The sequence below is a fragment of the Gaetbulibacter sp. M240 genome, from assembly GCF_043876815.1.
In the GTDB taxonomy this organism is placed as follows: domain Bacteria; phylum Bacteroidota; class Bacteroidia; order Flavobacteriales; family Flavobacteriaceae; genus Gaetbulibacter_A.
The window spans coordinates 738,539-758,868 of sequence record NZ_JBAWKA010000001.1 but is presented as its reverse complement, the minus strand read 5'-3'; the positions used below and the strand labels follow the sequence as shown (position 1 = coordinate 758,868).

The following is a 20,330-nucleotide window of genomic DNA, read 5'->3' as shown; positions in this document are numbered from 1 at the left end:
TTGTATTTGGTTTATTTTAGTGTTCCAGAAAGTCTATCAGATGCTTTCTGTACGTGTAGTAATCGTTATGTTCCAAAACAGCTTTACGTGTTCGGGGACGTTTAAAATCAATATTTAATATATCGCCAATTTTGGCTTTCGGACCGCTGGTCATCATCACAACACGATCAGCCAAAAAGATGGCTTCATCTACGTCGTGTGTTATCATAACCGCAGTAATTTTTTCCTTATTCCAGATTTCTATCAGGATATCCTGAAGTTCTCCCCGCGTTAAGGAATCGAGCATACCGAAAGGTTCATCTAGAAGTAATACCTGTGGTTTTATCGCAAAGGCACGGGCAATACCAACTCGTTGTTGCATACCCTGTGATAATTCTGAAGCTTTCTTATGAAAGGCATCTTCAAGCCCCACTTTTTGCAAATAATATTTCGCAATGTTATGTCTCTCTTTTTTTGAGGCGTGAGGAAATACCTGATTCACTCCCAGTAATACATTTTGTAATGCTGTCATCCAAGGCATTAAACTTGGTGATTGAAATATAACACCACGATCTGGTCCAGGACCTTTTATGGGTTTACCTAAAACCGCAATACTTCCTCCGGTAATTTCGTTGAGTCCGGCAATCATGGAAAGCATGGTGGTTTTACCGCAACCTGAATGCCCAATAATAGTAACAAACTCCTCCTTTTTGATCTGAAGATTCAAGTTCTCCAAAACAGTGTAATCCCCTTTAGGTGTTGGATACACTTTCTTTAAGTTCACCAAATCCAACATCACATTTGACGGATTTTCTTCTGTTGTTTTTATACTGTCTTGTTTTTTAACTGCTAATGTTTCCGTACTCATAGATCTGATTTTTTAAATTTTAAACAAAACTTTTTGGTGCAACATCAGGCAATTCATAAATGTCGTGACCTTCAGTTTTACGCTCATCACCAATGTCCATTAAATATTCAATAATCGCATTTCTGGTCTTTTTAAAATTAATATTGTCGTTTAATTCTGTTTTATCACGTGGACGATCAATATCAATTTTAAATTCGGGCCCTAGAGTTGCCCTTGGTCCCGGACGAAGTGGAATAATGCGGTCTGCCATATAAATTCCCTCGTCAACATCATTAGTTATAAGGAGTGCTGTACGCTTTTCCTTTCCCCAGATATTTAAAATTTCATCCTGAAGATTCCCACGTGTTAATGCATCGAGAGCCCCCAAAGGTTCATCCATTAATATCATTTCCGGTTTCATGGATAAGGCTCTGGCTACCGCTACCCTTTGGCGCATTCCTCCAGACAATTCTTTAGGGCGCTTATGTATAGCCGGTGTTAGATTAACCATATCGACATATTCTTTAACCATTTCTTGTAAAACGGATCTCTTTTCTTTTGGAAAGGCTTCTTTAACGGCCATGAAAACATTCTGACCGACGGTTAACCAAGGAAGTAACGAGTAGTTTTGAAAAATCACCCCACGTTCATGACTGGTTCCCAAAACAGGTTTCCCTTTAAACAGAACCTCGCCTTTCGTTGGCGTTAACAAACCATTGATCAGATTTATCAACGTTGTTTTTCCGCTACCGGTGAATCCAACAATCGCAACAAATTCACCTTCTTCAATAGATAGATTAATGTTGGATAAAACCTCTGTTGCAAATTCTCCCTGCCCGTAAGTTTTGTAAACATTTTTTAATTCCAAGTACGCCATAGCTAAAGGTTTTTAGTGTTAAATTGCTTCAGATTTATTAAAAGAAACCGCATTCTGAACTGCAAGCATCAAGCGATCTAACAGAAATCCAATGATACCGATCACAAACATGGCTACTATTATTTTTGCATTAGAGTCGTTGGCTCCATTTTGGAATTCCTCCCAAACGAATGATCCCAGACCCGGACTTTGAGCCAATAATTCAATAGCAATCAACACCATCCAGGCAACGGACAAGGTGATTTTTAATCCAGTAAAAATCAATGGTAAGGACGAAGGCAAGACCACTTTGAATATTTTTTGAAAAGGACCAAGCTTTAAAACCTTTGCTACATTGATATAATCTTTATCTACCGAAGAGACTCCCATCGCAGTGTTTACCAGAGTAGCCCACATAGCACATAATCCAACGCTTATAAAGGAGATGGTAAAGGAACTATCTTCACTTGAGTCAATAAGCACTGTTTTTACGATCATGAATACCAACAAGTACCATACTACGGGCGACACAGGTTTAAATATTTGAATGAACCAATTAAATGCACTTTTAAGTAAAGGGCTCAGACCAATAAAGATACCCATAGGCACCGCTATGAACAAGGCAAGTAAAAAGCCTGCAAAAACAGTTTGTAAACTTCTGATTATTTGGTCAACAAATGAAGGTCTTCCTGTATACGTAATAGGGGCTTTCCCAGCTGCAATTCTTTTTTCATTCAAAGCAGCTGTTTTTTCGGCAAACGCAGTTTTATCGGCGCTAATTAAAAAGTGATCATTCAATAAAGATTTAAAGGAATCCCAAACTTGCGCAGGAGAAGGTAATGTGTTTGGTTGGCAAGCTATATCGCCCGAGGCTATACAAGCAGCTGTTTGATCTGCTGCTCCTTGACCTTGCTCTCTCAAAGCCTTTTCAATTTTATGATTCGCTTCTACATTGTAAAGCATTTTTGCTCCCAAATGCCACAGTCCGATAAATAAAATAATGGAGGCCAAAGGCACTAATACTTTACGGAAAATAACTTTAAAATCATCTTTATCAAGTTTGCCTGTAAATAAATCCTTCAGGGTTACTAAAAAACCTAAACCTACAAACTTGGTAACGCGCTGTACTGTTATACTCTCTCTCATTTCCTTAGATTTTTATTATTTAATTGGTTTATAAATTTTGATCTTTATTACCAATAGCGAAACTATCAAGGTATCCTATAGGATCTTTAGCATCGTATTTCTTACCATCAATAAAGTCGGTAGTAGCTGGTTTATAACCATCAGTATAAGGAATATCGGCTGGTGGAATGTGGCCTTCTTCAACGAGCTGTGAAGCTGCTTTTTTCCATATATCAGGACGGTAAATCTCTTTAATAGTATTTTCGTACCATGCTTTTGGTTTGGCCTCAGGAATTTGACCCCAACGTCTCATTTGTGTTAGGAACCAAATACCATCAGAATAAAACGGATAGGTTGCATTATACTTATAGAACACATTAAAATCAGGTAATTCTCTTTTATCTCCTTTTTCGAACTCAAAGGTTCCTGTCATAGAATTTGCCAAAACCACCTCATCAGCACCAACATATTGAGGCATTGATAATATTTTTACCGCTTCAGGTCTATTTGAAGGATTATCTAACCATTTACCTGCCCGGATCAAGGCTTTAGTCACAGCAACAGCTGTATTCGGATAGTCTTCAACAAATTTCTTGGTCATTACAAACACTTTTTCCGGATTATTTTTCCAGATATCATAATTAGTAACTACAGGAACCCCGATACCTTTAAAAACAGCTTGTTGATTCCAAGGCTCACCAACACAGTATCCGTAAATAGTTCCAGATTCAAGCGTAGCTGGCATTTGAGGCGGTGGTGTTACGGACAATAATACCTCAGCATCAATTTGACCCTGAACATTTTCGGCCGTATACATACCAGGATTTATTCCGGAAGCCGCCAACCAGTAGCGTATTTCATAATTATGTGTTGAAACCGGAAAAACCATTCCCATTTTAAAAGGTTTTCCCATTTTATTATACTCACTAATAACAGGTTTTAAGGCATCAGCCGAAATAGGATGAACCGGAGATCCATCTTCATTAATAGGAATATTAGGTTTCATTTTAGACCAAACGTCGTTGGACACTGTAATAGCATTTCCATTTAGGTCCATTGAAAAAGGGGTTACCAATTCTGCCTGACGACCAAATCCGGCACCCGCAGCAATTGGCTGCCCTGCCAGCATATGAGATCCATCTAATTGACCATCAATAACACGATCTAAAACATTTTTCCAATTAGATTGTGCTTCAACAGAAACAAATAAGCCTTCGTCCTCAAAAAATCCTTTTTCTTTAGCTATGGCCAATGGCGCCATATCTGTAAGTTTTATAAAACCAAAAGTTAATTGTGGTTTTTCTATTTCCATTGAAATCTTTGAAACTTCGGCAATCTCCTTAGTTTCCTTTTTTTTACCATTTCCGCAGGAAAAAAGTACCACAGCAGAAAAAAGAAATACTGTGATTTTTGTAAGTTGCGTTTTCATATGTATTCGTTTTAAAATTATTTATAAGTATTATTACTTATTTTAAAGCAAATATATACGTAGTTATTAAACTAAATCATGAAAACTTACAGTTAAAAACATCTTTTTACACCATATAAAAACCTGATATAAAACATGTTTTTAATTTAATTACCTGTTTTATAAGTTTTTAACTTATTTTAAAAATACTTAAAATTGAATGATAATTACGTAGTTTACGTACGTAGAAATAAAAATGATTAACTATCTAGAAAGAAGTTATGATTGTTAATTTCATTTTTAAGAAGTTCCACATCTGTAATAGCTATTTTTTTACCTTTTACAGAAATCAAATTTTCTTTTTTTAAAGCTGAAAAAATACGTATTACCTGTTCTTCACTGGTTCCGGTATAATCGGCATATTCTTTTCTGCTTAGGGGTAAATCTAAAAACCCTCTTAATTCACCAAACTTTCTATGAATGTAAAGAAGTGAATCAATAACACGTTCTCGAACGGTCATTTGTGAAATAGATTTTACTTTAGACTCACTTCTATTCAGCTCGTTTGCATAAAACAACATCAGGTCGTAAGTGAATTTCGGATGGTCCAAAAGTGTTTTTTTTAATATGTCTTTTGAGAAGTAACACAAAACTGTATCCTCTAAGGCAATCGCTCCTATTGAATACGACTCTTCTGTTCCAAAACCGCGATGACCAATAATCTCACCGTCTTTGGCGAACCTTACAATTTGCTCTCGGCCATTTATTCCGGTTCTAAACACTTTTACCTTTCCTCTAAAAACAAAAAACAAACCATTCACAGGAGCACCTTCCATTATAAATTGCTGTCCTTTTTTACACCTCAAGGTCGTTTTTTGTTCTACCGCATCAGAAAACTCTAAATCTTCCAAATGACCTTTGATCAAGCATTTAGAATTAGTGCAGTTTCTACATTTAGCGGAGAGTATGTGTTTATTTTTAACCATATTTTAACTGGCTGTTTTCGATCAAAAATCAGCTTAGATTTAAAGCTTTTTTACAAGTACTTTTTTTTCAAATTTACTTTTTGGCGCTTCACATAACGAACAATTATAATTTTCCGGCAGATTTTCAAATGGGGTATTCGGCTTTATGTTTTGTGTCAGATCCCCATAAGTTTTATCGTATATAGTCAAACAATCAGCACATTGATAAACTTCTTGTTCTAGTGTTTCAACAGGCCCTTCATCCAAAAGATCATCTTCTTTTTCTGTTCCTAATTGTTCAAAGTAAAGTTTACTTAATTCCATAAGCAATCCAGGTAATTCGACTTTATCTACATCCTGAACATGAACAATGTATTCAAGCGTGTTTGGATCAAAATTTTTTGCATATAATAGATTATATGTATCTCTGACCTTTACATTTTTCTGACTTTCAATGGGTTTGTTTTTTTCAATTACTATGGATGTGAAATTATAAGTATCACTATCATAGTTTTTAATTCCGAAGGTTAAACCATAAGTACTAATATCATTTTGATCAAAATTTGTTACCAAATATTTTTTTAAACTTAGAGCCTCATCATCATTTACCGGCAAATGCCAATTCATTTCCAACATCGAATGGCGCACATTGATACCAAATTTCCCCAACAACTTTTCCCATTTTAATTTCGATTCAACCGGAATACTTTTAACAATGAAGGATTTCCAAGGCGTTATGGATATTTTACCAATTTTATTTTCAGAACACAGATCGCACAAGGCTTTTAAAAATGTTGTATCGTAGCGATTATTTCTCCAATACAACCCTAACCAATAACGATCTGTTCCTGTTCTATTCATCCCCTCGTAGTACGGAAAAGGATAAAAGGGAATATCAAGAGGTTTGTCGACAGTTCTATTATTCGTATCAGCAGCATCGCTCACCAGATCGAATACCGTTTCAATGGTTTCCGGTTCTTCAATTAAGATATTCTCAATAACAAGTTCAATTTTACCCATGTCCCAACTATAAATTAAAGCAGGATACATTTGTGTTTTAGACCAACCCGGAAGTCTTAAATACAAATACCAATAATCTTCATGAGGTGATGCAATAAAATTCACATTACCCGTAAATAATGGCACTAAACGTTGCTTAGGATCAGTCACATTAATTCGCAATTTCGGCTTATGCTTAAACTGTTCCAAGACGTATAAATAACGGTCGCTCGTAAGCCAAGGCATACTAGGTAAAATCTCTGCAGAGACATAAGAAGATGCTATGTTTTCCACACCATCCTGCTTTGGTCTTACAAACTGGATTTTTTCAAATCGATTAAGTTTATTTTCATCAATATCTTCGGGAAAAATAATGTCCTGTCGGGATCCAAATGATATCGCATTTAAACCTAAATATTCAGCCGCTACACAAATATATTTCAACTCTGCAGGTGAAAGCACGCCGCCATTTATCATTAATCTATAAGGCTCTTTTTTCATAAGGTTTGATTCTGACTCATTAGCCTTGAGCATTCATAACTTCATTATTAATCAAGGTTAATTTAGAAGGATGGTTTACAACATCGCCAATTACAATTATCGCAGGAGAGGACAATCGCTTTTCTGCTACGACACTTTCAATATTATGAATGTATCCCAAGCCTATATTTTCATCATCCCTTGTTCCATTTTGAATAATAGCCACCGCTTTATCCTGTTTTCCTTCATTAGTAAATACCTTTACAATAGTATTTAATTTGTGCATTCCCATCAATATGACCACCGTAGCGGTAGACTTTGCAGCCAAATATACATCCTGTGAAAATTGATGTTCTTTTGTTGTTGCTGTAACCACCCAAAAACTCTCCGAAACACCGCGTTTGGTTAATGGTATTCCTTGATAAGCAGGGACTGCCAAAGCTGAAGATATTCCAGGCACTAGAAAGGTTTCCAATCCGAATGGCTTAACATAATCTATTTCCTCTGCTCCGCGTCCAAAAATAAATGGATCACCACCTTTTAGTCGAACAACATGTCCTTTTTCATTGGCTTTAGCCACAATGAGCTCATTTATTTGTTCCTGCTGAAAAGCATAACACCCTCTGCGCTTACCAACAAAAATACATTCCGTACCCGGCAAAGCATAGTCTAGTAAGGCTTCATTAATTAAGGCATCGTACAATATTACATTTGCCGATTTAATAGCTTTTATGGCTTTTATAGTTATCAAATCAATATCACCCGGACCTGCACCTACCACCGTTAATTTTGGGATATTAAAACTCATATCGTAATTTTTTAAAAATTTTATTCTTTATAACTCTTCTCCCTTAGGATACCCCAACCTTTGCATGGGTAAGAAGCTCTCTCACTTCAGACTTACAACTACCACAACCCAAACCAGCTCCTGTTTTATTACATAACTCTGTAAAATCGGTACAACCTTCTCGTATAACTTCTTCTATATTCCCTACACCAACCTGACTGCACGAGCACACCAACTCACCCAAAACAGGAACATCATTTGAAGTGCCCCGAAGCAAAGTATTTCGTTTATCAGACATTTCTATTTTACTCTCGATCATGGTCTTAAACTCTGCAAATTCCTTTTTATCACCCATGAGAATAGCCCCAATAAGCAGGTCATCTTTCACGATACATTTTTTGTAATACCGCTTTTTAATATCCAAAAATATGATCTCCTCATAGCTATTATCATTTTCAGGAACAGTAATATCCCCTATACTACAAAGGTTCAGATCGTTAAATTTTAAAATATTCATTAACACAGATCCCTTATAAGAATCACTAATATCACCAGCAATAAAATTGGCCAATATAGCGGCCTGCTCTTCTGCCGCAGAGGTAATACCAAATAACCTGTTATCGAATTCTGCAATCTCTCCAATGGCAAAAATATTAGGGTCTGAGGTTTGCAAATGCTGGTTCACCTTAACGCCCCGACTGCAATCAATGCCATTAGCTCTGGCAATTTCAACATTTGGTATCGTACCAATAGCATAAACTATAGCATTAGCGGTAAGCAACTTTCCACTTTTAAGTGTTAAATTTAGTTCGTTAGTCTCTTCATCATTAAAAACAGTGCTTACCTCGTTATCAAAATAAATCTGAATGCCACGTTCCTGTACATCCAGGGCTAATAGCTTACTGGAAACCCCATCTAATTGACGTTCCATTAACCTAGAGGCACGTTGAATAATGGTAATCTTAACATTCTTTTGCTTCATTGCTGCTGCAAGCTCTAAACCAAGTAAACCCCCGCCTACAATAACCACATGCTGATCTTCAGGCGGTAATCCGGTATTGTCTAAATACAATTTAAAACGGTCGGCATCAAGCTTGTTCCGCATGGTAAATCTGCCCGGTAAATCTATCTGGACATCACTAGGCAAAAACGCTCTACTTCCCGTCGCTAAAATTAATTTGTCATAGCTATGGGATTCTTTATTATTATCTGTAACAGTTTTATTCTTTTTGTCAACTTTAGAAATATAGGTCTCCGGATGCAGGTGAATATTTAGTTTATTCAATTCCTGTTTTTTTATTTTTAGAAGTTGTTCCCAAGACAATTCTTCGGTAACATATTCAGGCAGTAATACCCTGTTATAAAAAAGATTTGGTTCTTTAGAAAACACATGAATTTCATCCAGTTCATTTAGATCCCTGTAATTTTGAACAAATCTAAAAGCAGCAGCACCGGCACCAACAATAATGATCTTTTCAAAGGATTTTTTATATCTGGAGACCGAAACCCTTGTAAATTTAAAATCGGGTTCTTTAGAAACAGGATCGACTCGTGTATTCGTTAAATTATTGGCTCTGTTAAGATTACTTTGCAATTGTTTCCCCCAATGCATAGGTAAAAACACAACACCTTTTTTTATAGTATCTGTAACCTTTGCTCTAACGCGCACTACACCATTTTCATTTTTAATTTCAGTAATATCCCCATCTTTTATTTTATATAAATAAGCATCTACAGGATTAATTTCCAAAACAGGTTTTGGATAGTGGGTTTTTAAGCGTGACACTTTTCCTGTTTTGGTCATGGTGTGCCACTGATCGCGAACACGACCTGTAGTTAAGATCAAGGGGAAGTTATTGTTTGGTTCCACCGAAGCATCATAAACGCTTTCAGGCAGATTGAATTGCGCTTTTTGGGAAGGTGTATAAAACTTTTTATCTAAAAAGAGCCTCGAGGTACCCTGATGTCTATATTCCGGCACAGGCCACTGAAACGTTCCTTCGGTTTTTAAACGGTCGTAATTTAAAAAGGAAACATCCATATTAGTGCCTTTGGTCATGGATGCATACTCGTCATAGATTTCACTGGAATTGTTATAATGAAATCCCCTAAAACCCATACGGCGTGCAAAATCACAGAATATCTCCACATCTGGTCGTGCTTCTCCAGGAGGATCTAATTCTTTAGGTAAATATGAAATTCGACGGTCAGAGTTCGTCATCGTACCCTCTTTCTCCAACCATGCGGCAGCGGGTAAAACGACATCAGCAAAATCAACCGTATCAGATTTATGTGAAATTTCCTGAACCACAACAAATTTGGCATTCTTCATAGCCTTCTCTATACGATTCAAGTTAGGCAAGCTTACCAACGGATTTGTACAGGCAATCCACACAGCTTTTAGCTTTCCGCTTTCAAGAGCATCAAACATTTCAGTAGCTGTTAATCCAGGTTTGGGATTTATTTTATCTACACCCCAAAATTGAGCCACCTCTCTACGATGTTCTTCATTCGACAAGTCTTTATGGACGGCAAGTAAATTTGCCATTCCTCCCACTTCACGACCGCCCATGGCATTGGGTTGACCAGTTAATGAAAAAGGACCAGATCCCGGCTTACCAACCTTTCCGGTAATAAGCGATAAATTTAATAGTGAAATATTTTTATCAGTTCCAACGACACTTTGATTCAAACCCATGGCCCACATACTAATGAAGCCCTTAGAAAGACCAATAAGATCTGCCGCTTTTTGTATATCCTTTTCAGAAACTCCGCATATTTGGGATGCTTTTTTTAAGGACGTTTTTAAAATAAGATTTTTATAATCCTGAAACCCTTCAGTATGATTATTAATAAATTCAGCATCAATCAAGCCTCGTTTATATAAACAACGGCCGATTGCATTGTATAAAACAACATCGGTACCCGGTAATAATTGCAAATGCAAATCGGCAAATTTAGCCGTATCCGTTTTTCTGGGGTCCACTACTATAATTTTTACTTCAGGATGATCTTCCTTACGTTTTTCTATCCGTCTGAATAAAATTGGATGACACCAAGCCGGGTTGGCTCCGGTAATTAAAAAACAATCCGCCAATTCTATATCATCATAAGAAATAGGCACACTGTCTTCACCAAAAGTTTTTTTATATCCCACTACTGCAGAACTCATGCATAAGCGAGAGTTGGTATCAATATTATTTGTACCTAAAAACCCTTTAGTTAGTTTATTAGCAATGTAATATTCCTCTGTTAAACTTTGACCTGAAACATAAAAGCCCACACTATCAGGGCCGTACTTTCTAATGATCGTTTTAAAAACTTGAGCTGCTCTATCTAGAGCATCATCCCAAGTTACACGCTCTCTAGGATGTGAACGGCTCCAACGCATTTCAGGATAAAGGATCCGATCCGAAATATCATTCGCAACATAATGCAAATTCATGCCTTTAGAACACAGTATGCCTTTGTTAACCGGATGATCTTTATCCCCTTCAACAATGATCCTTTTGTTTTGGTCTTTCTTTACAATAATACCACATCCAACGCCACAATAAGAACATGTTGTTTTTATCTCGTTATTAACCATAAAATACGCTTATAAACACTAAATAAAATAATACATACCTATATAACAAATGGTGATTTCATTATTCCGAATACCTTAAAAATTGAATATCAAAATATTGAAATTCACAGTTTAAGAAGTATAAAATTTGAAATTCGCAACCCATTACACAAGTAAATAATTTAATCAAAATTAAGTATTATTACTTATTTTTGTGTATAAAAATTAAGTATTTTAGAATTTATATGGGACTATTAATTTTTGGCACTCTTTTTTGAGAATACATAAATATGAGGACGTAAATACCTAATGTTCTTAGCGGGTATTCAATTTTAAAAGAAAAAGAAAGAAAATGAGTTTTTGTAGATTTAAGCTAAATTATATTCTTTGGCTTTATGACTCAGCTCCATGAGGTTTTTTACTTCTAACTTTTTCATCAAATTAAAGCGATGCACCTCTACGGTTCGCTTACTAATTTCAAGTTCCTCAGCAATATCTTTATTATTTTTTAACTGCAAGGCTAATTTTAAGATTTGTTTTTCCCGCTTGGTTAATTTGAAAGGATTCTGAGAGGGTTCTGATGGAGCAGGTTTAGCGTTACCATTCACAAAATTGTTCATTATTATCGCTGAAATATCGCCGGTAAAATACTTCTTACCAGAAGCCACTACCGAAACCGCTTTCAAAAATTCTTCCTTACTCGTTCCCTTTAGTAAATAGCCATCAGCTCCGGCCTGAATCGCCTGAACAACATATTCTTCAGAATCATGCATGGAAAGGACGAGCGTTCGAATATCCTTATTAGATTTTGAAATTTCGCGAACCACTTCAATGCCATTCATTTCCGGCATTCTGATATCAACAATCAAAACATCCGGTTGATTGATTTTAATGACCTCTAAAGCTTCTTTACCATTTGAAGCCTCGTCAATAACCACGATATCCGTTTGGTCTTCTAATAATGATTTTATACCATCTCTGACTAAAACGTGATCATCTGCTAAAACAACTTTTATTGCACCCATATTTGTCGCTAAATAAATACAAAAGTAAGCATTTTAAGTACTATTACGTAATTTTTAAATTGGAACATTAAGGGTTATTCGTGTTCCCTTACCTTCTACCGAATTTAAAAATAACCTCCCCTCAATATACTTAATACGTTCTTGCATAAAGGTCATACCCATACCCCCTTCGCTATTTCTAATATTTTTAATTTTATCAGGGTTAAAGCCTTTTCCATTATCGTCTACCACAATACTTAATAAATTCTCACTATGGGATAATGAGACCACAATATGAGTAGAGTCAGCATATTTAATAGCATTATTAATGGCCTCCTGAATAATCCTGTAAATATTAATTTCTGCCAGTGAATCCAGGCGCTCATTAAAATCAGTTTTGTTGAAAAGAATAATATTCTTCCCTGTAAGTTTAGCCAGCTCTTCGGTAAGTTTCGTAATGGCAGGCACAATCCCATGATCTGATAATTCCGGTGGCGTGAGGTTAAAAGTTGCTGTGCGAACACCTTTTATAATGTTAGCAGAAAGCTCTTTTAGGTATTCAATTTTAGCAGCAGTTTTATCCAAATCTTTCAGATCAATGCTTTCCAAATTAAACTTTAAACCCGTTAACATTTGACCTATCCCATCATGAACATCCTTAGCAATACGACTTTGTTCTTTCTCCTGATTTTCAATAATCTTACTAGAAATGATTTTTTGTTGACTCATCCGTTCCTCAAAATTCTTTTTCGTCAATCGTTCGATTTCCAGCTGCGCTTCCTTACGTTCTGTAATTTCAGAGGCTATAATGAGTAATTCGCGTCTCTCATCAGAAAGGTTAAAAGGAATAACCGACATTTCTAACCAAACATTTTCATTATCTCTGGTTGTTACTTTTACTTCTCCTTGCCAGCCTGTTTTTTTATACTTGGTCAATATATTTTCGATATCTGCTTTTTCATTAGGATCCGTACTAAGGACTTCCGATAAGGTCGCAGCAGCATTAAGATTTGATACTTTAAACCGTTTCGAAAATTTATGCCCCATATGAATTACGGTACCATCAAGACCTATTCTTGCAAAAAGCAGGGTTTCGTCCATTGCATGACTCAAAGCGCTTAATTCTTTAATTGATTTCTCCTTTATCGCACTCAATTCATCAGCATCAAAAGCCATTTTTTTAGCTCTTTTTTCCGCATTTATCAATTCTGATAAGATAGATCGAACATTTTTAGCCGTGGGCCAAAAAATAAATAAAAATTCGGCCATTAATATCAATATGGTAAGCCCCATTAACCAAAATTCCAAATGACGCAACCAGGTTACTTTAGCATCTGCTTCCCGATCGTATTGATTTACAATTTGATCCATTCGGGTTAGAAATTCTTCTTCATTGTCCTTCACTTTTTGTATTTCTTCTTTAAAACTACTAACAGGAAGTGGAGGGACATTTTCAATTTTATCAATGATCGAATTAGTGGCCTTATGAATAGTGTCAAAAACCGGGTTTAAGGCTTTAAACTCCTTTATAATTTCAGCACTGTTCTTCTTAGGTAATCCTAAACTATCACTTCCTTTTTGAAGTGCATAATGTGAAAATTCCCAGGTGCGAAGTGTATTTTTAATTTTATTTTTTAAAAGAATTCGATCCTCTAGTTTAGGCTCTGTAGATAAAGCCAGGATCTCTTTGGTCAATTTCTGACTAAGCATTCGTTGTCGTCCCGCAACATTAATTACGGTAGAGTCACTTTGCTGATCATTAAGGTGATTCCGTATTAAGATCTGACTCATAATTACGGAAAGCGCAATGGTACTCAATGCTATAATGTATAAACGGCTAAGTTTATCAAATGTGCGTTGATCTAGAGAACTACCATTTTTAATCATTCTACGGTTTTATTTCAGAAATAGCACTCTTAACAAGTGTCAAGCTATTCTCTGATAATTTAAGTTCCAAAGCTGCTTTATGCCCTTCTTCAGACATCTTCACCCATGTTTTTTTTAGAATATCAATAACTTTTTCATCTTCATGCTTTGCTGCAAATTCTTCAAAATAATAATTAAGAAAAACCAAACAGATGACATCCTCTAAAAGTTGCGCTTCCTCATTTTTTTTGATCAATTTTTTATTGATTAAATGAGAAACTCTTGTAATGTATTGGGCGTCGTAACCAACTTGTTTTAAAATATCAGATGTTATTTCCGCATGCATTTTTTTAAGCGTCTCTCTCCATTTTAAATACCCAACACGATCCATTGGATATTCATCTCGTGGAATTTTCCAACGGCAAATATGTTGTGCTCTTGCGGCAATTTGAACTGCTCTAGATGCATTAGGCTTAAATTGTAAAAGTGTTCTGGTCATTCGTTGCGAATAAAGCAATTCCTTAGGATATGACATGCCGCAAACATAATAAGTATTGATATCCTCAGCGTTTTTCTTATCAATTAATGCAATGGCAGTTTCAAATCGTGTTGGCTTCATAATAACGTATTAGTCTGTAAAGCCAATATACACATTTCCATTTTCAATTTTAACAGGATATGTGGCAATTTTAAAATCGTCGCCGGACAAACAAGTTCCATCTTCAAGAGAGAAATTCTTTTTGTGCATTGGGCAAGCCACTTTTGGAATTCCCAACTTATCGCCTATCATTCCTAAAGAAAGTACCATTTCCATTTTATGAGGACACAAGTTTTGTGTCGCGTACCATTTGTTCGTTCTTGTAAAATTAAAAACCGCTATTTGCTTCGTTTTATATTTTATACAGGCACCGCTATTTTGAGGAAAATCTGAAACAACACCCACCCGAAACCAGGTTTTTACCGTAGCTTCTGACACCGTTTCATAGTTTTTTAAAATATCTTGCATGTTTATATATTTAATGGTTTATGACCAGGCTTTTGGCTTTTTTTGGGTTCGCATAGGAACAAAAACCAGATTATCATCCGTATCATCAGAGTTTACAAAATGTTTGAAACGCTTCATAAATTCAGGATTCTCAATAGCCTGTTTCCATTCACATTCATATTTATTAACCAAATCGTTCATTTGCAATTCCAATTCCTCAGCAATTCCTAAAGTATCTTCAATAATTACTTGACGCAAATAATCAATACCGCCTTCTAATTTTTCTAACCAAGGAGCCGTTCTCACCAAAGGACCTGCCGTTCTTATGTAATACATTAAAAAGCGATCCAGATATTTTATAGCCGTTTCATCGTCTAATTTTTCAGCAAAAAGAATAGCATGTTTGGGGGTAGCACCTCCATTACCACATATATAAAGGTTCCAACCGCCCTCAACAGCTATTAAGCCAAAATCCTTACCGCGAGCTTCCGCACATTCTCGAATACATCCCGAAACGCCTCCTTTAAGTTTATGCGGAGACCTTAAACCCTTATACCTGTTTTCAATTTCAATAGCAAAGGATACACTTTCGTGCATACCATAACGACACCAAGAAGACCCTACACAGCTTTTTACAGTTCGTAATGATTTTCCGTAAGCGTGACCGCTCTCGAAGCCGGCATCTACAAGCTCTTTCCAAATTAATGGCAGCTCATGAATTTGGGCACCAAATAAATCGATTCGCTGACCTCCTGTAATCTTGGTATACAGATCATATTTTTTAGCTACCGCTCCAATGGTTATTAACTGATCCGGAGTTATTTCTCCACCCGCAACGCGAGGTACAACGGAATACGTTCCATTGCGTTGAATATTCGCTAAAAACCTGTCGTTGGTATCCTGAATAGTCACTTGCTTATTAGCCGTTTCCATCGTGATCGTGGCAAAAATAGAAGCTAAGGCCGGTTTACAGATTTCACAACCTTGACCCTCTCCAAATAAATTCAAGGCTTCTTCAAAATCAGCGACCTGATTTACTCTTACCAGATCGTAAAGTTCCTGCCTATTAAAACTAAAATGCTCACATAATGTTTCTTTAACCTCCTTTCCAAGCGATCTAAGTGTTTCATTTACCAAATCTACCACCATGGGCTTACAACCGCCACAGCCTGTGGTTGCTTTGGTTTCCGCAATTACCCCATTCAAATTTGTACTACCATTTTCTGTAATGGAGCAACAAATTGCACCTTTGCTAACACTTTCGCAGGAACAAACCTGAGCGGTATCCGGCAGATCTAGAACACTACCAAAAGACTTACCTCCCTCGGTAGCCGGGAGTATTAATTCAGCTGGATTTTCAGGTATGACCATGCCATTTAAATAGACCTGGTGTAACATATTATAATCGGATGTATCACCTACTAAAATACCGCCGAGTAGCGATTTACCATCATGGCTAACATTAATCCGTTTATATAAATGTTTGGTTTTATCTTCAAAAATTATGGAGTGCCCTTTGGATGCCGGCATGAATGGCTCCCCAAAACTCGCAACCTCAACACCAATAAGTTTTAACTTGGTGGACATATCTATTTCATCAACCATAGAGGCGTCCGATTTACCTAGAATTTGATTCACAGCTACTCCTGCCATATCATATCCTGGAGCTACTAAACCATATATCATTTGTTGGTAAAGCGCTACCTCACCAATAGCAAATATGGATTCATCTGAAGTTTGCATTTTATTGTTTACAACAATGCCACCACGTGTTCCCATTTCCAAACCGCATATTTTCCCTAATTCATCCCGAGGTCGAATTCCAGCTGAAATAATAAGCATATCGACATCCAAAATATCATCTTCACCAAATTCCATAGCGGTTATACGCCCATTTCCTAAGATCTGATTTGTGGCTTTACTTAAATGAATGTTTAAGCCCATCGTCTCTAATTTTAACTGTAAAACCTGGCTACTTCTTAAATCCAACTGTCTCGGCATCAATTTAGGAGCAAACTCAACAATATGTGGTTCCAGACCCATGTCCATTACAGCTTTTCCTGCTTCCAAACCCAATAGACCGCCACCCAGAACTGCCGCTTTAGCATTCGGCTTTTCTATTTTCAGTTTTTCAGCATAAGACAGCATCCCTTCTAAATCTTCAATAGTTCGATACACGAAAACACCTTCCTTTTCAACACCTTTTATGGGTGGAACAAATGCTGAGGAACCTGTAGCCAACACCAAATAATCATACGTTAATTTCCTTCCTTTTGCCGTTTTAATCTCCTTCGAAGATCTGTTAATCTCTGAAACCCGTTCTCCCACAATTAGCTCAATGCCATTATCGCCATACCATTCTATTGGTGCTAGCTCTAAGGCCTTCGCATCTTGACTCTCAAAAAATTCACTCAAGTGTACCCGATCATAAGCAGGCCTTGGCTCTTCGCCAAGAACGGTTATTTCGAAATTCTTACTTTCTTTATGCGCCACAAATTTTTCACAAAATTTGTAACCAACCATACCATTGCCGATAACAATAACTTTTTGCATACATACGTGTTTAGGTTTCAAAATTAAGTATTATTACTTATATTTTTAGAAAAAAAATACGTATTTTACGTAGATTGTGTCATTATTACCATTTTCGCAAATTCAATACTGGGATATTATCTTTTTAGCAATAATGAACAAGATCATACTATTAAAAATAAAATTTTGATAAGGGCTAGATAGGGTATTTAATGAAAATATCGCTGTAGAATCTTTTGAATTATTTTAATCCATCCAACTATAAGTTAATTTCTATGTTACGGGAACTTCCATTTTTATTCTAAAAAATTCTCTCTACAAACAAATTCTGATAAATATCATTGTCGGATTTCACTCGGCAAAATACCTTTAAACAAATACGCCAATCTTATGAAAGTTCTTGTTTACAGCACAAAATCTTTTGAAATTCCTTATTTGAAAGCTGCAAATGATGGAAAACATAATCTCACATTAATTGAAGAACCCTTGACTTCCGAAACAGCCATGAAAGCTATTGGATTCAGAGCCGTATCATTATTTACCTCGGATAATGCTTCCAATATTGTAATTGAAAAGCTGAAGGACTTTGGTGTTAAGTATATCACGTTGCGTTCTGTTGGTCATGACAACGTTAATTTATTTTCCGCTAAAAAAAATAATATCCAGGTGGCCCATGTGCCATCCTATTCACCTCATGCCGTAGCTGAACATGCCGCCACCATTTTATTAGCTTTAAACCGTAAACTTATTTTAGCCAATCATCGCGTTAAGACATTTAATTTTGATTTAAATCATTTAATTGGCACAGATCTGAACGACAAAACCTGTGGGATTATTGGCACTGGTAAAATCGGTTCGGTGATGACTAAAATCATGCATGGTTTCGGCTGCAAACTGCTGGCTTACGACACCCAACCCAACAAACGTCTTTCAGTACAATATAACATGACATACGTGCCACTGGAAACCTTATGTAAAAGCGCCGATATTATTTCTATTCACGTTCCGCTAAATACAGAAACACATCATTTAATTGATAAAAATGTATTAGCCCTTATGAAACCAAACTGCCTGCTTGTTAACACGGCTCGAGGAGCAGTTATTAATACTAAGGATGTCATTGAGGCCCTAACAAAAAAACAGATTAGTGGTTTAGCAATGGATGTTTATGAATTTGAACGTGATATTTTCTTTAAAGACTGTTCCAAAGCGATTCCGGACGATGACTTACTATTAAAATTAAATGCGATGCCAAACGTCCTCATAACAGGACATCAGGCCTTTTTAACAGAAGAAGCTTTGAATGAGATCGCGAAAGCGACCATTGACAACCTCGATAATTGGGAAAAAGGAAAGAAACCTAAAAATGAATTAATTTTCAAATTACCTGAGGTTCATAAGGCATGAGCTACTTTCCGATTCCCGATTTCCCATATCCATAAATATCTTCCAGGTGATGTTGTTTGCCTTGGTCATCTATAACTTCTAAATCATAACGAATGTTTATTTTAGTTTGAATTGGGGCATAGTAATAAATAGTCCAGGCATCAGCTTCCCGAGTCCCAATACATCCATTTGAATAAGCTTTACCCAGAGTACTGGGGTTGGTTGTAGGGTGGATGAGTTGCCCATAGCGACGGCCATTGATTTCTGTTTCTAAAAATGGAATTTTTGGAAGTTTTGTGGTTTTCCCATCATCTCGCTTCGTAACAAAATATTGCTTATTATCAACTGGATTAAAATATCCTGGATCTTTAAAAAAATGAACAATCCTACCCTCACCTGTTTTTGTTCTTAAATCCTCTATGCGCCCGGACATTGCTAAAAATTTCTTCTCATCACGGCCTACCCTAATATCGAATTCGTAAAGTTTCGTAGCATCCTGAAATATGCGAAGTTTATACTCCGGTATATTGATATCAATTCTAAATTTTTTAAGTTCGGTTACAAGGGTGTTTGCATGCCCGGAATCCGGAATTATTATGGTTGACCCTTTGGGTAAAACAATCATTTTTCGCTGATCGTAAACAAAAGAATCCCGAGCTTTCATGAGGTAATAATCCGTGTTTTGAAGCGTGTCAAGAATCCAAGAATTGGCATGAGCAATAAGGTGTTCCGATAACTTATACGGAGTTAAATCATCATATTTTTCAACCACCGAATCCATAAATTGAAAGTAATTTTCAACTAAAATATTACGGGGTGTTATCATGTGAAATGCCGCGCCAAACACATGTGTACTATAGGAACGATCTAAAGGTTGCTTAAAGGCCAGCTCATTGCAGTTATTATGCTTACCAGAGGAAAGCAATAAAAGTACAGCAAAGCTGATGTAATATGATAGTATTCTCATTAGATTCATCATCAATTTATGGATAAAAATTCATACAAGAAGTATCCTGGTTTCTTTATTTTCTTGAAAAATGATGAATAAATGCCGTCAATATAAGTCCTATTCCCAATCCTAAAATTATAGAACCCACAAACATTAGAGCCGAATCTTTCAAAAAGAAAAAGCCAAGTCCTAAACCTCCCAAAAGACCACCTCCAATAGCCCAATCACTTTTATCTCTGTCGTTTTTCATGATGACATTTTTTAAATAAATATTTTTAGCCTTTAACGGCTTTAACTATCTAACATGATTTAATTTTTTCAAATGAGATATTTTTTTCCGACGTAAAAGATTTTTTTCGCCATAAGGCGGAAATCCTATCTCAGACAAAACGTGTTTTACACGATCAATATCCTCTTTAGAAGTGTAATCAAAAGTCATAGTTCCAAATTGCTGCTTGAAACTTATACTTTTGATATGCTTTAATCCTGAGAGTCTTTTTAAAATGGCTTTTTCTGAATCTAAACCCTTCAGATTTTGTATGTAAAGTGTGGTTTTCATGATTAAATAGAATTCTATGTAAAGGTACACATAGC

The 20,330-nt window shown here is 36.2% G+C and carries 17 protein-coding genes; 1 reads left to right on the top strand and 16 read right to left on the bottom strand.

All coding sequences use genetic code 11. The features are described from left to right. Positions 1–16: 16 nt before the first annotated feature. The 13 genes from V8G61_RS03370 to nirB form a co-directional block, all read right to left on the bottom strand. Entirely contained in the window at positions 17–775 is a 759-nt protein-coding gene (locus V8G61_RS03370; RefSeq protein WP_394874481.1) for an ABC transporter ATP-binding protein, read from the bottom strand. Positions 776–866: 91 nt separating this feature from the next. Next, positions 867–1,703 (bottom strand): ABC transporter ATP-binding protein, encoded by an 837-nt coding sequence (locus V8G61_RS03365; protein WP_394874018.1) that lies wholly within the window; start codon positions 1,701–1,703, stop codon positions 867–869. A gap of 18 nt (positions 1,704–1,721) precedes the next feature. Next, on the bottom strand, positions 1,722–2,828 hold the full coding sequence (locus V8G61_RS03360; RefSeq protein ID WP_394874017.1) for an ABC transporter permease: 1,107 nt from the start codon (positions 2,826–2,828) through the stop codon (positions 1,722–1,724). Positions 2,829–2,856: 28 nt separating this feature from the next. Next, positions 2,857–4,236, bottom strand: coding sequence for a CmpA/NrtA family ABC transporter substrate-binding protein (locus V8G61_RS03355; RefSeq protein ID WP_394874016.1), 1,380 nt, complete (start codon positions 4,234–4,236; stop codon positions 2,857–2,859). Between the two features lie 239 nt (positions 4,237–4,475). Next, entirely contained in the window at positions 4,476–5,141 is a 666-nt protein-coding gene (locus V8G61_RS03350) for a Crp/Fnr family transcriptional regulator (protein WP_394874015.1), read from the bottom strand. A gap of 99 nt (positions 5,142–5,240) precedes the next feature. Beyond that, the gene (locus V8G61_RS03345) at positions 5,241–6,680 is read right to left on the bottom strand and encodes a rubredoxin (protein ID WP_394874014.1); all 1,440 of its coding nucleotides are present in this window, start codon (positions 6,678–6,680) and stop codon (positions 5,241–5,243) included. 19 nt (positions 6,681–6,699) lie between these two features. Beyond that, a complete protein-coding gene (cobA, locus tag V8G61_RS03340; RefSeq protein WP_394874013.1) occupies positions 6,700–7,467 on the bottom strand; it encodes a uroporphyrinogen-III C-methyltransferase in 768 nt (255 codons plus the stop codon). A 43-nt stretch (positions 7,468–7,510) separates the two neighbouring features. Beyond that, on the bottom strand, positions 7,511–11,035 hold the full coding sequence (locus V8G61_RS03335; protein ID WP_394874012.1) for a molybdopterin-dependent oxidoreductase: 3,525 nt from the start codon (positions 11,033–11,035) through the stop codon (positions 7,511–7,513). Between the two features lie 347 nt (positions 11,036–11,382). After that, positions 11,383–12,039: a response regulator gene (locus V8G61_RS03330; RefSeq protein ID WP_394874011.1), complete on the bottom strand. Its 657-nt coding sequence runs from the start codon at positions 12,037–12,039 to the stop codon at positions 11,383–11,385. Between the two features lie 54 nt (positions 12,040–12,093). Then, positions 12,094–13,905: an ATP-binding protein gene (locus V8G61_RS03325; RefSeq protein ID WP_394874010.1), complete on the bottom strand. Its 1,812-nt coding sequence runs from the start codon at positions 13,903–13,905 to the stop codon at positions 12,094–12,096. Between the two features lies 1 nt (position 13,906). Next, positions 13,907–14,503 carry a DUF4202 domain-containing protein gene (locus tag V8G61_RS03320; protein ID WP_394874009.1) on the bottom strand — a complete coding sequence of 199 codons (597 nt, stop codon included), beginning with the start codon at positions 14,501–14,503 and terminating at the stop codon, positions 13,907–13,909. A gap of 9 nt (positions 14,504–14,512) precedes the next feature. Further along, a complete protein-coding gene (nirD, locus tag V8G61_RS03315) occupies positions 14,513–14,890 on the bottom strand; it encodes a nitrite reductase small subunit NirD (protein ID WP_394874008.1) in 378 nt (125 codons plus the stop codon). An 18-nt stretch (positions 14,891–14,908) separates the two neighbouring features. Then, positions 14,909–17,422: a nitrite reductase large subunit NirB gene (gene nirB, locus V8G61_RS03310; protein WP_394874007.1), complete on the bottom strand. Its 2,514-nt coding sequence runs from the start codon at positions 17,420–17,422 to the stop codon at positions 14,909–14,911. Between the two features lie 369 nt (positions 17,423–17,791). Here nirB and V8G61_RS03305 point away from each other — a divergent pair, with 369 nt between their 5' ends. Continuing rightward, entirely contained in the window at positions 17,792–18,808 is a 1,017-nt protein-coding gene (locus tag V8G61_RS03305) for a 2-hydroxyacid dehydrogenase (RefSeq protein WP_394874006.1), read from the top strand. A 1-nt stretch (position 18,809) separates the two neighbouring features. Here V8G61_RS03305 and V8G61_RS03300 read toward each other — a convergent pair whose 3' ends face one another. Genes V8G61_RS03300 through V8G61_RS03290 form a run of 3 tightly spaced genes read right to left on the bottom strand, consistent with a single transcriptional unit; the run spans position 18,810 to position 20,295 of the window. After that, positions 18,810–19,754 carry a L,D-transpeptidase gene (locus tag V8G61_RS03300; protein WP_394874005.1) on the bottom strand — a complete coding sequence of 315 codons (945 nt, stop codon included), beginning with the start codon at positions 19,752–19,754 and terminating at the stop codon, positions 18,810–18,812. A gap of 55 nt (positions 19,755–19,809) precedes the next feature. Beyond that, positions 19,810–19,986 (bottom strand): hypothetical protein, encoded by a 177-nt coding sequence (locus V8G61_RS03295; protein WP_394874004.1) that lies wholly within the window; start codon positions 19,984–19,986, stop codon positions 19,810–19,812. A gap of 45 nt (positions 19,987–20,031) precedes the next feature. Beyond that, positions 20,032–20,295: a heavy metal transporter gene (locus V8G61_RS03290; RefSeq protein ID WP_394874003.1), complete on the bottom strand. Its 264-nt coding sequence runs from the start codon at positions 20,293–20,295 to the stop codon at positions 20,032–20,034. Between the last annotated feature and the right edge of the window lie 35 nt (positions 20,296–20,330).

What these genes read in the sequence shown, in the direction of transcription:
- V8G61_RS03370 (WP_394874481.1), bottom strand. Translation starts at nt 775, where the DNA reads ATGTTGGATTTGGTGAACTTAAAGAAAGTGTATCCAACACCTAAAGGG.
- V8G61_RS03365 (WP_394874018.1), bottom strand. Translation starts at nt 1,703, where the DNA reads ATGGCGTACTTGGAATTAAAAAATGTTTACAAAACTTACGGGCAGGGA.
- V8G61_RS03360 (WP_394874017.1), bottom strand. Translation starts at nt 2,828, where the DNA reads ATGAGAGAGAGTATAACAGTACAGCGCGTTACCAAGTTTGTAGGTTTA.
- V8G61_RS03355 (WP_394874016.1), bottom strand. Translation starts at nt 4,236, where the DNA reads ATGAAAACGCAACTTACAAAAATCACAGTATTTCTTTTTTCTGCTGTG.
- V8G61_RS03345 (WP_394874014.1), bottom strand. Translation starts at nt 6,680, where the DNA reads ATGAAAAAAGAGCCTTATAGATTAATGATAAATGGCGGCGTGCTTTCA.
- cobA (WP_394874013.1), bottom strand. Translation starts at nt 7,467, where the DNA reads ATGAGTTTTAATATCCCAAAATTAACGGTGGTAGGTGCAGGTCCGGGT.
- V8G61_RS03335 (WP_394874012.1), bottom strand. Translation starts at nt 11,035, where the DNA reads ATGGTTAATAACGAGATAAAAACAACATGTTCTTATTGTGGCGTTGGA.
- V8G61_RS03330 (WP_394874011.1), bottom strand. Translation starts at nt 12,039, where the DNA reads ATGGGTGCAATAAAAGTTGTTTTAGCAGATGATCACGTTTTAGTCAGA.
- V8G61_RS03325 (WP_394874010.1), bottom strand. Translation starts at nt 13,905, where the DNA reads ATGATTAAAAATGGTAGTTCTCTAGATCAACGCACATTTGATAAACTT.
- V8G61_RS03320 (WP_394874009.1), bottom strand. Translation starts at nt 14,503, where the DNA reads ATGAAGCCAACACGATTTGAAACTGCCATTGCATTAATTGATAAGAAA.
- nirD (WP_394874008.1), bottom strand. Translation starts at nt 14,890, where the DNA reads ATGCAAGATATTTTAAAAAACTATGAAACGGTGTCAGAAGCTACGGTA.
- nirB (WP_394874007.1), bottom strand. Translation starts at nt 17,422, where the DNA reads ATGCAAAAAGTTATTGTTATCGGCAATGGTATGGTTGGTTACAAATTT.
- V8G61_RS03305 (WP_394874006.1), top strand. Translation starts at nt 17,792, where the DNA reads ATGAAAGTTCTTGTTTACAGCACAAAATCTTTTGAAATTCCTTATTTG.
- V8G61_RS03300 (WP_394874005.1), bottom strand. Translation starts at nt 19,754, where the DNA reads ATGAGAATACTATCATATTACATCAGCTTTGCTGTACTTTTATTGCTT.
- V8G61_RS03295 (WP_394874004.1), bottom strand. Translation starts at nt 19,986, where the DNA reads ATGAAAAACGACAGAGATAAAAGTGATTGGGCTATTGGAGGTGGTCTT.
- V8G61_RS03290 (WP_394874003.1), bottom strand. Translation starts at nt 20,295, where the DNA reads ATGAAAACCACACTTTACATACAAAATCTGAAGGGTTTAGATTCAGAA.